Below are 12,489 nucleotides of genomic sequence, written 5' to 3' on the forward strand. Positions count from 1 at the left end.
CTAGCGGTGATGTGTCCAGCGTTTCCTCACGACTTCTTCGCGCCGGCCTTTTTCCTTGTGGAGGAAAATGCGTGACCGTCGTCCGGGGAAAGTACAATACCGCTCCGACGCTCCCTGGGCTTCGGCCCGGCGCCACGAGGCCGGGACGTTCCCGCATGAACAATTTCGACAAGGCCGACTCCCATCATCGCCGTAGCCGACTTCGGAAGTCCCCGCCGATGCTGAGTCGCTTGTCGATTGCCGCAGCATGGCTCCTGCATCTGCTGCCGCTGCCCGTCCTCGCACTCCTCGGCAATGCGGTGGGTGTCGTGATCTACGGTCTTGCCCGTCGGCGTCGGCACATCGCTATTGTCAACCTTGGCCTCTGCTTCCCCGAACTCGATCAGGCGCGCATTCGGAGCCTTGCGCTCGCCCATTTCAAGGTGCTGACGCGCAGCGTGCTCGAGCGAACCCTTCTCTGGTGGTCGAGCCGGGAGCGACTGAACCGACTGATCCGGGTCGACGGAGACGATTGCCTGCGAGCGTTGCTTGCTGCCGGCCGCCCGGTGCTGATGCTCGCTCCGCATTTCGTCGGGCTGGATGCCGGCGGCGTTGGGATAGCCATGCGCTTCGACAGCGCGAGCATTTACGCAGTACAGTCGAACCCGGTTTTTGACCGCCTGCTATTGCGTGGTCGCCGCCGTTTCGGCGATCAGTTGCTGCTTTCGCGCCAGGAGAGCGTGCGTGCCAGCGTGCGCGCGATGAAATCCGGTCGGCCCCTGTACTACCTGCCGGACATGGACTTCGGGAGACGGGATTCGATCTTTGTCCCCTTTTTCGGCGTGCCGGCGGCCACTGTTCCGGGCCTGTCTCGTCTGGCGCGGCTGGCGGGAGCCAGCGTCGTCCCCTGCGTTACCCGCGTCCTGCCTGGTGGCCGAGGCTATTTGGTCCGCGTCGGCGAGCCTTGGCAGAATTTTCCGACCGCCGATGTCGAGGCCGATACTCGTCGGATGAATGAGTGGATAGAGAATGCCGTGCGCAGCATGCCGGAGCAGTACTACTGGGTACATCGTCGCTTCAAGACGCGGCCGCCCGGCGAGGCACGTCCTTATTGAGCCGTCGCTTCCCGCTCCGTCCAGCGAACCGGGGACGGGTCGCGGCAGATATACTTTCACTTTCCGTCGGGCGGCAGTCGTTTCGCTTTGCCGCCCAGTAAGGTGATCTTGTGAGACCTCGACCTTGGCACTGACCGTACTTGGATTGTCCGGCGCGCTGACCCACGACCCTTCGGCGGCGCTCTACATCGACGGCAAACTCGTCGCTGCTGCCGAGGAAGAACGTTTTGTCCGCGACAAGCACGCCAAGAACCGCATGCCCTACGAGGCGGCAAAATTCTGCCTCGATTTTGCCGGCGTCAGGCCCGGCGACGTGCATGCAGTGGCGATTCCCTTTGCTCCGATCGCGCTTTCCGAGCCGGCGCGCTGGCACTACGCCAGGCGCTACTGGTATGCGCCGGAGCGAGCGCTGGACGCGCTCCTGACTGGCAATCGACGATTCTTCCGCTACCGCAGGCGCATCGAGTGGTGTCTTTTGCAACTCGGTTTCGATCCTAAGAAAGTCGAAATCGTGGCCGTAGAACACCATCTCGCACATGCGGCGAGCGCCTACCATTGCGCCGGATTCAAGGAAAAAACGGCGATTCTGGGGATCGATGGGAAGGGCGAGTACGCCACCACCTTTTTCGGCTATGGCGAAAAAGGCACGATTCACAAGATCAAGGAGTTTTACGATCCCGATTCTCTCGGTGGCCTCTACGGCGCCCTGACCGAATACTTGGGCTTCGAAATGCTTGATGGCGAGTACAAGGTGATGGGAATGGCGCCCTATGGCGATCCGCGGCGCTACGATTTCTCGCGCCTGGCGAGATTCGAGAACGGCGAACTGACCGTCAATACCGAATATGCTAACGTCATTGGGTTTCGCCGTTACAAGGAGAACGGCAAGGGATACTATTTTTCGCCGAAGCTGGTCGATTGGCTTGGGCCCCGGCGTTCGGGAGACGTCGCTGACGACCCATACATCCATTACGCGGCGAGCATGCAGAAGCTGTTCGAGGACATCTCGCTGCAAATGATCGACCATTATCTTGGCGACCTGCTGCGGGAAACCGGTCGCCTCGCCTTTTCGGGTGGCGGCGCGCTGAACGTCAAGCTCAACCAGAAGATCATCGCTCGCCCGGAAGTCCGCGAACTCTTCGTCCAGCCGGCTTCCGGTGACGCCGGCACGGCCGTCGGCGCTGCTGCCTACGTTTCGGTGCAGCGCGGAGTTCCGGTGGAAAAAATGGAGCACGTCTATCTCGGACCGGCATACAGCAACGAGGAGGTCATCGCGGCCTGCGCCCGGCACCCGGCGCGACCGCGCTGGCGGCGGCTGGACGATGTGCCGCGACGTGTTGCCCGGCTGCTCGCCGACGGGAATCCGGTGGCCTGGTTTCAGGGACGAATGGAGTTCGGTCCGCGGGCGCTCGGTGGCCGCTCGATCCTCGGTTGCCCGAGCGTCCCCGGGGTTGCCGATCGAATCAATGCGCAGATCAAGTTCCGTGAGCGCTGGCGCCCCTTCTGCCCGAGCATGCTGGATACCGTTGGCCCGCAAATGCTCGGGAGTGAGCACCCGGCACCGTTCATGACCTTCACTTTTGAGGTTGCCCCGGGCTGGAAGGGGCGCGTTCCGGAAGTCGTGCACGAAGACGGCACCTCGCGGGCGCAGGTCCTGCGTCGCGAGTTCCACCCGCGTTACTACGACCTGATGGTCGAACTGGAAAAACTGACCGGCAATGGCGTTGTCCTCAACACTTCGCTGAATCGTCGCGGCGAAGCGATGATCTGCTCACCGGCCGACGCCCTCGACATGTTCTTCGGCTGCGATCTGCAATATCTGGTGATGGAAGACCTGCTGGTGGTCAAGGAAGAAGCGTGCGAGGCCATTTGACGGCACTCCGGCGGTCGGGCGATACTGCGCGTCGAATGTACGGAAAACCGGTTTTCACCAGATGCCGGTACCGATATCCGCCGGTGATCGCCGGCCGCTCGAATTTCCAGCCAGAATCCAATTCCGGCAACCAAGCATTGATGTGGGGAAAATGGAAAAAATAAAGCTGCTCTATGCAAGAAACCTGATCACGAGAAAAACCGGGCAGCAGGATTTGTCTTTCCTGATGCTCGTCGAGAACGTTGCTTTCGACAAGATCATCGATGTCGCATGGGCTGGTGAAGACGGTGTGTGGCACACCCTGCCGGCGACCTACCACAGCACGATCGACGGCAGCAAGGAATACTGGATTGCCCGGACGGCGTGTGCTCTTGTCCCGGACGAAACATTGCCTGGAAACGTCGAGTTCGCTTTACGCTATCGAGTCGGCGGCGACGAATACTGGGACAACGACCATGGCCAGAATTATTCCATTCAGGCGGATAGCGGGATCGTGGTCGCCGACGAACGACCCTTGTTGCACATCCGCTTCGAACGCGGCCTGGCGGATGGACAAAGCGTCCTTCCCATCGTGGTCGCGGCACGAAGGGAACTGCAGGCGAGGAGTGTGACGGTTCACTGGAGCGTCGACGGCTGGAAGACGACGCACCGGACGTCCTGCCGTTTCCGACGTAACTACTGGGACAGCGAGTTTCTCAGCAACGCGAGGAATCCCAACCAGTATGGCTGCCAAATCTGGGCCACGGCGTTGAAGGTCGATGATGCCTGGCGAGTGCAATACCGGATTTCGTGCGAAACACGCCAGCAGGTGCTTTGGGACGACAACTATGGCAACGGTTATGCGATCCAGCGCTGGCCGCTGAAGGTGCTCATCCTCAACCTGCACTGTTGCCAGGAAGAGGATCAGGATTTCAAGTTGTCGCAGATTGCCAAGGCGATCGAGGCGCTGGAAGTGGACATCGTCTGCCTGCAGGAAGTGGCCGAGCTCTGGAACAACGGTCACGGCAACTGGCAGACGAATACGGCGAGGATCATCAACGAGCGCCTCGGTTCCCCGTATCATCTGGTGACCGACTGGTCGCATCTCGGTTTCGACCGTTATCGGGAGGGGGTGGCTGTCCTGAGCCGCTATCCCATCCTGCAGCACCGCGCGAAATACGTTTCGTCCAGTCAGGATCCCTACTGCATCCATTCCCGCAAGGTCGTCATGGCACGAATCCGGGTGCCGTACTTTGGTCTGCTGAACGTGTTCTCGTCGCACCTGAGCTGGTGGGAGGATGGCTTCGCCGAGCAGTTCAGGAACCTGCGGCGGTGGGCAACGGCGGAACACGACGAGTTGAGCGCAGCCACCATGCTTTGCGGAGACTTCAACATCAAGGCCGGATCAAAGGGTTATCAGCTCGTCGTCGAGTCGAAGGAATACCAGGACCAGTACCTTTCCGCCAACTCACCGAAAGTTTTTCAGCAGATCTTCGAACTCGGGGCTGCTGCCTGGGAGCATGAGCTGGATGATGATCATCGGATCGATTATATCTTCCTCCGGAAGGGGAGTAAGCTTCGCGTCACTTCCGGCCGGACGGTATTCACCGATCAGGATTATGGCCGAGTGTCGGACCACTTTGGCTACCTGATGAGTTTCGAGCCGGGCGCATAGCAAACGATACAGGGTGATTCAGTTTCGACATGAGAACAGCAGAGCAATACGCAGTACCGGTGCATGGCAATCTCGGCGGCTCTTTCTTGAGAACGAACGATTTCAACGAAAAGTTTTACCTGCGTTGGGGAAAAATCACTTTCGACGTGCATTTTGGCGTTCAGGTGAACGTGAAGGTCGTACTGAAGGTATATCGGGACAACAATATCTGTGAAACCTTCATCGTCGACACCGATCCGTACGAAATCCACTGGAATCATCATCGTCGGCGCACGCGGGATTTCTACATCCACCCTTTTTCCAGCAGCTTTGGGCAGGTCAATTGCGTCAAGTTCGCCTTCGTGGTGCACCAGGATGAGCGCTCGATCCCCTCGCAGCTCGAGTACATCTTCATGGATTGGTCACAGTTGCGCGACGAGCATCCGCAGTATCGAAGGATCACCGCGGAATGGGCGACCGACAACGGCTATCGCACGCATGAAGTGGATGCCTGGCGCCTGCAGAGCGACGTCGATTGGTACAACCACCACTTCGACTCCCTGCACCTGATCCCCAAGTTCACCAAGGGGCAGCAGTACCATCCCTATCACCCCAAGCGATTCATTCACGACCACATCGACAAGGTCATTCGCTGCAAGCACGATCACCCCAGCCGATTTTGCACGATCAAGGTCAGCGTCGATTGCATCGACGACAACGACTTCACCCGACATCTGGTGCACGCGAGCGAAAACGGCGTTTACGTGCAGTGCATCGTCGACTGGCGCAAGATGACGCTGACCAACAGCGAGAACTATGCGCGGCTGAAACGCGGGGGAATCGAACTGCTGGGCGTGGTCTGCACGCCGCAGCATCACCTCATCGAGGTCGCACCCGACATGCATACCAAGTTCATCATCTTCAACGATGAGGACTGCATCCTAGGCTCGTTCAACATCACCTTCGACCGCTGGTGGGCGAACTGGGAATCAGGGATGACCTTTCACTCGAAGGGAGTCTGTCGTCTGCTGGACAACGTATTTCAAAGTGAGCGCGGCGGCGTCAATCAGAAATATGGCATCGATCCTCTCAGCCATTTCAACCTGCTTTACACCTACGGCCGGCAGACTCTGCTCAACGGCAAGTACTACCGTCCGCACCAAGCCATTCTGGCGGAGATTCACCGGGCGAAACACTCGATCAAGCTGACCCTGTTCCTGATCGGAAACCTGCTCGGTGAGCATGGCGACAGCGTTGTCGATGCGCTGATCAACGCGAAGCACCGTGGCGTCCATATTCACATCCTGCTGAACGGACACCTGGCCCGCCAGGGCCGGGTAGGGATCGAACGGTCGATGCGCGACGAGCTCAATCGACAGCTGTTGCCCGCCGCGCAAGGCCTGAGGTCAGCCGGCATCCCGGTCGGACTGGTATACGGACAGGACGATCTGCCGGTACCTTATTCGCCGATTCATTCCAAGTATTGCATCATCGATGAGGCGACGGTCATCGAGGGAAGCTTCAACTGGTACAACACTTCGGTGTTCTCGCATGACCTGATGGTGCTGGCGACCAACCGTGAAGTGGCAAAAGCCTATCTGCACGAATTTGAGCAGATTCAGCGCCTTTTCCGAGTCTATTACTGAGGTCTACACCGGCGCGGACCGTCGCCAGGGAGCCGCATGCGTGCCCTCTGCAGCCGATGATTGACTCGGCGAGCGCCGCCAAGGATACTTCGTCTGCGTGGTCGAAACGCCTTCCCTCAAGTTTCATTTTCTCAACGCAGTGGCGACAGGGGAACTCTGCGAAGGAGCCGCCTTGCCGCCAATACGGAGACGCCATGCCATTTGCGATTCTAATTCCAGCTTTTTTCAACACCAACTCACTATCGAGGAAGTCATGTCCAAACTGTTTATCGAAGATCTCGCCCTCGAAGGCAAGCGCGCCCTGATTCGTGTCGATTTCAACGTTCCGCAGGACAAGAGCACCGGTGCAATCACCAATACCAAACGCATCGAGGCGGCCTTGCCGACAATCAAGTATGCCTTGGATAAGGGTGCGGCCGTCATCCTGATGTCTCACCTCGGTCGTCCCGATGGCAAGGTCATGCCGCAATACAGCCTGGCACGCGTGGCCACTGCGCTCGAAGGTCTGCTTGGGCGACCCGTCAAGTTCCTGCCCGATTGCGTCGGCCCGGAAGTCGAGGCTGCCTGTGCCAAGATCAAGCCTGGGGAGGTCATCCTGCTAGAAAACCTCCGCTTCCACCTCGAGGAAGAAGGCAAGGGTACCGTCACCGCTGCCGACGGTACGGTCAGCAAGATCAAGGCAAACCCGGAAGACGTGAAAGCCTTCCGCGCGTCACTCACCAGACTCGCCGACGTCTATATCAACGATGCCTTCGGCACCGCGCATCGCGACCACTCGTCGATGACCGGCGTGCAATTACCCGAACGTGCCTCCGGCTACCTGATGAACAAGGAACTGGCCGCTTTCTCGGCCGTTCTCGAATCACCACAACGGCCGCTGTTGGCCATCCTCGGCGGCGCCAAGGTCGCCGACAAGATTCAGTTGATCAACAACCTGCTCGACAAGGCCGACCAGATCATCATCGGTGGCGGCATGGCCTTCACCTTCAAGAAGGTCCTTACGGGGATGCCGATCGGCAACTCGCTGTTCGACGAGGAGGGTGCCAAGCTCGTACCCGGCCTGATGGAGAAGGCGAAGGAGAAAGGCAAGGAGATCCTCCTGCCGGTCGATTTCGTGATCGGCGACAAGTTCGACGCCAGCGCCAACACCGGCACCGCCGACGACGTGGACGGCGTGCCAGACGGCTGGATGGGGCTCGATTGCGGTCCCGAATCGACCAAACTGTTCACCGCCGCGATTCTCAAAGCCAGGACGATCATCTGGAACGGTCCAGCCGGCGTCTTCGAATTCGAAAAATTCGAAAGCGGCACGCGAGCGATGGCGGATGCCGTCGTCCAGGCGACTGCCGCCGGCGCAACGACCGTCATCGGCGGTGGTGACACGGCCACGGCCGCGAAGAAATACGGCGCCGACAAGAAGGTCACCCACAGCTCGACTGGTGGTGGCGCTTCGCTCGAGTACCTGGAGGGCAAAATCCTGCCCGGCGTTGCCGCCCTTTCGGAGAAGTAGACCGGGCACGGCCCCGACCGGGGCTGCCGGCTCGCCCAAGCATGCAAGCGGTCATGGCCTTGCCGGGGAATTCCCATGGCGAAGGTCATGACTGCTTCCCTCGCTCCCGGCTTTTCACGCGGCCCGGGGGAAGGGATATTCGTGAGTCGCTGACACGACTTTCATAGTAAGACACCATCCATTGAGGAATACCATGCGCAAAATCGTAATCGCCGGCAACTGGAAGATGAACAAGACCGTTGCCGATTCTGTCAAGCTCGCCGCCGAGGTGGTCGCCGCCGCCAAGGATGTCAAGAATGTCGTCGTCGCCATCGCTCCGACCTACCTCGCGCTTGCCAAGGTGGCCGAAGTGGTCAAGGGCAGCAACGTGAAACTGGCCGCCCAGGATGTGCACTGGGAAAATCAGGGAGCCTACACCGGCAAGGTGAGCGCCGACATGCTCAAGGAAATCGGCGTCGATTTCGTCATCATCGGGCACTCGGAGCAGCGAACCTACTTCGGCGAGACCGACGAAACGGTCAACAAGAAAGTCAGGAAGGTGCAGTCGCTTGGCTTGACCCCGATCATCTGCATTGGCGAGACGCTCGCCGAACGCAAGGATGGCCGGCTCGAAGCAGTGCTGACGACGCAGGTCAATGGCGCGTACGCCGGCCTCTCCCGTGACGAGGCGCTGCGCACGGTGATCGCCTACGAACCGGTCTGGGCGATCGGTACCGGCGTCACCGCCAGCGACGACGAGGCGCAGGAGGCGCACGCCTTCGTGCGGGGGCTACTGGCCAAGCTCTACGGCGACAGCGTCGCCCAGTCGATCTCGATTCAGTATGGCGGCTCGATGAAACCGGAAAACGCCGCCGGTCTGCTGGCGCAGAAGGACATCGACGGTGGTCTGATCGGCGGCGCCGCGCTGAAGGCCGACAGCTTCCTGGGAATCGTCACGCCGGGCGAGACAATCCACAAGTAGCGAAATTCGGCGCGGGGTCGCCCCGGCGCCTGTTTTCGGCAGCGGCGCGAAGGGATGCCGCTGCCTTGCCTTCTCTCGTTCTGTCAGTCTGCCGCCGGTCTGCCGAAGCGACCGGCGCGGTCAGCGCGAACCGATGAAAAGGTTTCCGAGGAAATCGAACAGCAGACAGTAGGCAAGGATTGGCAAAGGCAGGCCAAGGACTGTGCCCAGCAGGTACTTGCGAAAGCCGACTCCCGACAGGGCGAGGGCGTAATTGAGCGCCGGCAGCGTCTGGCAGAGGATGCGCAGGATCACGATGCTGCGCACCGGCTGCGCGTCGAGCTGACCGAGCAGTCGCGTCGCCAGGCGGCCATCGGGACGCTGCAGGGCATCACCGCCGATTCTGCGGATCGTGAAGAACGTGAAAGCGCAGGCCACATTCGCCGCCAGATAGGTCGCCGTGCCACCCCAGAAGCGCCCGAGGGCGAGGACCGCCGCGGTGAGGAATATCCACCCGGGGATCTGGATCAGGTTGCCGATGGTGAAAAGCAGGACGAATACAGCCAAACCGGTCCACAGGTTCTCGACCAGCTTCGAGTGCAGGTACGCGAGGCTGAAGTGCTGCCGCAGGCCGGACAACTCGGCGACGGCGAGCAGCAAGGCGAGGAACAAGAGCACCCCGAGGAGTCGTCGGTAGCGGACCACTGTCAGAGCTCAGGCAGTTTCCGGGTAGATGCAAAGAGGGTAGCCTTCGCCATCCCTGAACCACTCCGCATTCTCGGATCGCAGGATGCAGACGCGATCGACTGTCCGCAGTCCCGGAAGATAGCGGTCGTCAGGAACCACGGCGTCTACCCGCAGGCGTCGTCATAGTCGCGTTCGCTGGCATCGTTGATCTCCTCATCATGGCTCAGAGAAGCCGGTCGGCAATGTCCGCGTCGTCCTTCGTTGCAGGCAGGTCCGTGCCGGGGCTTTCGACTGCTTCTGCCCGTGCGCAAGCTTGCGCGACCGGTTGACCGCAAGCCGCACAGCGAGTTCTTCCTGTGGCCTTTGAAGAGCTCAGGGAAGGAAGAGCTTGGGCAGATTTCTGGCGCTCTCGACATGGCGGTGCGGAAAAGCCGGACAATCGGCAGGCGGCGCTCGGCGAAGGGCGCTCTTGCGAATTTTCTTCGCTGGTCTACACTGCGACCGATCAGACCAAGGGGAACCGCCATGACGCCAAAGGACCGGACGATCGACGAGCTTGCGCTACTCGAGCAGATGTTGCTGGCGCGCACCTATGAAGAAAGGATCATCGAGAGCAGTGCAGCGGGCAGGCTGCCCGGCACTTGCACCTCGGTCGGCCAGGAGGCGGCCGGCGTCGGCGTGGTCAGCGCCCTCGATGGCGACGACCTGATCCTCACCAACCACCGCAGCGCTTCTCATTTGCTGGCTCGTGGCGCCGATCCGGGGCGCCTGCTGGCGGAAGTGATGGGACGCCGGACCGGCTACTGCAAGGGCAAGAGCGGCTCGCTCCACATCTCCGTACGCGAACTTGGAGTACTGCTCACTTCAACGATCGTCGGCGGCGAACTCTCCCTGGCTACCGGTGTTGCACTGTCGCAGAAGATGCTCGGCAGGCCAGGCATCGTCGCCTGTTTCTTTGGCGATGGCGCGGCCTGCGAAGGCATCTTTCATGAATCGCTGAACCTCGCTTCGGTGTGGGAACTGCCCGTTCTCTACGTGTGCGAGAACAATCAGTGGCAGGCCTTCGTACACCGTCGGGAAACGATGCAGGGCGACCACATCGCCGAATGGGCGACACCTCTTGGCGTCGATAGCGCGACGGTGGATGGCAACGACGTGATGGCCGTGCATGCAGCAGCCGTCGACGCAGCCGAGCGGGTGCGGCGCAGTGGCAGGCCCTTCCTGCTGGAAACCTATACCTACCGCAGCCGTGGCCATTTCGAACCGGACGACCAGGCCTACGTCGATGCGGCCGAGCGGGCCGCCTGGCTCGCTCGCGATCCGATCGAACTCTGCCGGCAGCGGCTGCTCGCCAGCGGCCGGCTGACTCCCGAGGCCGCTGCCGCGCAGACGCAGCACGCACGCGAGCGGATCGACGCAGCGCTGGCGTTTGCCGAAGCCTCGCCATATCCTGATGCCGCCGAGTTGACCAGCGACGTGTACGCCTGAGGACCTGCCCGTGCCGACCCAGACCCCATATGAAGCCATCGGCGTCGCGATCGCCGAGGAAATGCGTCGCGATGCGACGGTACTGATGTTCGGCGAAGGCGTTGCGACCAAACGTTACGACCTGGTGAGCGAATTCGGTGGAGCTCGGGTACGCAACACGCCGCTCGCCGAAGCAATCATCGCCGGCACCGCCGCTGGCGCTGCTGCCACCGGCCTGCGACCGGTGATCGACCTGCTCTTCGCGCCATTCCTGTGCTACGCGATGGACGCGCTGGTCAATAGTGCGGGCAAGCTGCGTTACCTCTCCGGCGGCCAGTTCTCCTTCCCGCTGGTGGCCCTGGCGATGACCGGGGGTGGCTGGGGAGTCGGCGCCCAGCACAACCAGAACATCGAGGCCTGGTTCGTTCACAGCCCGGGTCTCAAGGTGGTCATGCCGTCGACGGCCGCCGATTGCAAGGGCCTGCTCAAGGCGGCGATCCGCGACGACAACCCGGTACTTTTCTTCATCGATCTGGCGCTGCTGCACCAGCCGGGCGAAGTTCCCGAGGGCGACCACGTCGTTCCCCTCGGACGGGCGGCGGTGCGACGGCCGGGTAGCGACGTCACGCTGATTTCCTACGGAAAGACGCTTCCCGTCTGTCTGGCGGCGGCCGATGCGCTCGCCGAAAGCGGCGTCGCGGCCGAAGTGATCGATCTGCGCAGCCTGAAGCCGCTCGACGAGGAAGCCATCCTGACCTCGGTGCGCAAGACCGGTCGCCTGGTGGTCGTGCACGAAGCTGCCCGGCTTGCCGGTCTGGGCGCCGAGATCGCTGCCCTGGTGGCGGAGAACGCCTTTGCCGCTCTCAAGGGGCCGGTGCTCCGCCTTGGGGGCCCGGATGCGCCTGCTGCTGCGAGCTACCCGCTTGAGCAGGCCTATGCGCCAAGCATCGCCGACATCGCTGCGGCGGCCAAATCGCTTTGCTCCTGAACACGCGAAGCGTTTCTCGATCCGGTCCCGGCTGGGATCCGCCGCCGTTTCGTTTCATCAAGAACCCTGAAGGAGAAGCCTGTGAAATTCGTCCGCAGCGCCGTTCGTGTCAGTCGCATCCTTTCCTTCCTCACCCTTTCCGCCGGTCTGGTGTTGCCGGCTTTCGCAGCCGATAGTGCGGCGGTAAAGCGCGGCGAGTTTCTGGTTTCTGTCGGCAGCTGCGCCGACTGTCACATGCCGTTCAAAATGGGGGCGACCGGTCCCGAGAAAGACACGACGCGGGGCCTTTCCGGCCACCCACAAGCGGTTCGTCTGGGGCCGCCGCCGAAGCTCGACGCCGACTGGAACTGGGCCGGTTCGGCAAGCGGAACCGCCTTCATCGGTCCCTGGGGAACGAGCTACGCCGCCAATCTCACGCCAGACAAGGAAACCGGGATCGGAAACTGGAAGGAGCGCGATTTCATCCGTGCCCTGCAGAGCGGACAGCACGTCGGCGCGACCCGGCCGATCCTGCCGCCGATGCCGTGGCAGAGCCTGGCGCGACTGCCGGTGCCCGACCTCAAGGCCATCTTCGCGTATCTGAAGGCACAAGCGCCAGTGTACAACCAGGTGCCCGCCTATCAGCCGCCGGCCGCGCCCTGAAGCCGATCG

At 61.4% G+C, this 12,489-nt stretch carries 10 protein-coding genes; 9 read left to right on the top strand and 1 reads right to left on the bottom strand.

Going from position 1 to position 12,489, the window contains the following annotated elements; translation table 11 throughout:
• The first annotated feature begins 218 nt into the window (after positions 1–218).
• The 6 genes from NFV80_RS13110 to tpiA all read left to right on the top strand — a co-directional run bounded on the left by NFV80_RS13110 (position 219) and on the right by tpiA (position 8,717).
• The gene (locus NFV80_RS13110) at positions 219–1,094 is read left to right on the top strand and encodes a lipid A biosynthesis acyltransferase (protein WP_295330953.1); all 876 of its coding nucleotides are present in this window, start codon (positions 219–221) and stop codon (positions 1,092–1,094) included.
• 124 nt (positions 1,095–1,218) lie between these two features.
• Positions 1,219–2,967 carry a carbamoyltransferase gene (locus NFV80_RS13115; RefSeq protein ID WP_295330955.1) on the top strand — a complete coding sequence of 583 codons (1,749 nt, stop codon included), beginning with the start codon at positions 1,219–1,221 and terminating at the stop codon, positions 2,965–2,967.
• 151 nt (positions 2,968–3,118) lie between these two features.
• Entirely contained in the window at positions 3,119–4,621 is a 1,503-nt protein-coding gene (locus NFV80_RS13120) for an endonuclease/exonuclease/phosphatase family protein (RefSeq protein WP_295330957.1), read from the top strand.
• A 29-nt stretch (positions 4,622–4,650) separates the two neighbouring features.
• Positions 4,651–6,246 (top strand): phospholipase D-like domain-containing protein, encoded by a 1,596-nt coding sequence (locus tag NFV80_RS13125; protein ID WP_295330958.1) that lies wholly within the window; start codon positions 4,651–4,653, stop codon positions 6,244–6,246.
• A gap of 253 nt (positions 6,247–6,499) precedes the next feature.
• Positions 6,500–7,756, top strand: a complete 1,257-nt coding sequence (pgk, locus tag NFV80_RS13130; protein ID WP_295330960.1) for a phosphoglycerate kinase — start codon at positions 6,500–6,502, stop codon at positions 7,754–7,756.
• 193 nt (positions 7,757–7,949) lie between these two features.
• The gene (gene tpiA, locus NFV80_RS13135; RefSeq protein WP_295330962.1) at positions 7,950–8,717 is read left to right on the top strand and encodes a triose-phosphate isomerase; all 768 of its coding nucleotides are present in this window, start codon (positions 7,950–7,952) and stop codon (positions 8,715–8,717) included.
• Between the two features lie 120 nt (positions 8,718–8,837).
• On the opposite strand, the gene NFV80_RS13140 is transcribed toward tpiA, so the two are convergent.
• On the bottom strand, positions 8,838–9,374 hold the full coding sequence (locus NFV80_RS13140; RefSeq protein WP_295330964.1) for a VTT domain-containing protein: 537 nt from the start codon (positions 9,372–9,374) through the stop codon (positions 8,838–8,840).
• Between the two features lie 534 nt (positions 9,375–9,908).
• On the opposite strand from NFV80_RS13140, the gene NFV80_RS13145 reads away from it, so the two are divergent.
• The 3 genes from NFV80_RS13145 (at position 9,909) to NFV80_RS13155 (ending at position 12,480) form a co-directional block, all read left to right on the top strand.
• Positions 9,909–10,871: a thiamine pyrophosphate-dependent dehydrogenase E1 component subunit alpha gene (locus tag NFV80_RS13145; RefSeq protein WP_295330967.1), complete on the top strand. Its 963-nt coding sequence runs from the start codon at positions 9,909–9,911 to the stop codon at positions 10,869–10,871.
• 10 nt (positions 10,872–10,881) lie between these two features.
• On the top strand, positions 10,882–11,838 hold the full coding sequence (locus NFV80_RS13150) for a transketolase C-terminal domain-containing protein (RefSeq protein WP_295330969.1): 957 nt from the start codon (positions 10,882–10,884) through the stop codon (positions 11,836–11,838).
• An 81-nt stretch (positions 11,839–11,919) separates the two neighbouring features.
• Positions 11,920–12,480: a diheme cytochrome c-553 gene (locus tag NFV80_RS13155; RefSeq protein ID WP_295330971.1), complete on the top strand. Its 561-nt coding sequence runs from the start codon at positions 11,920–11,922 to the stop codon at positions 12,478–12,480.
• Positions 12,481–12,489 lie beyond the last annotated feature (9 nt).

Source organism: Accumulibacter sp. (assembly GCF_023806565.1).
In the GTDB taxonomy this organism is placed as follows: Bacteria; Pseudomonadota; Gammaproteobacteria; order Burkholderiales; family Rhodocyclaceae; genus Accumulibacter.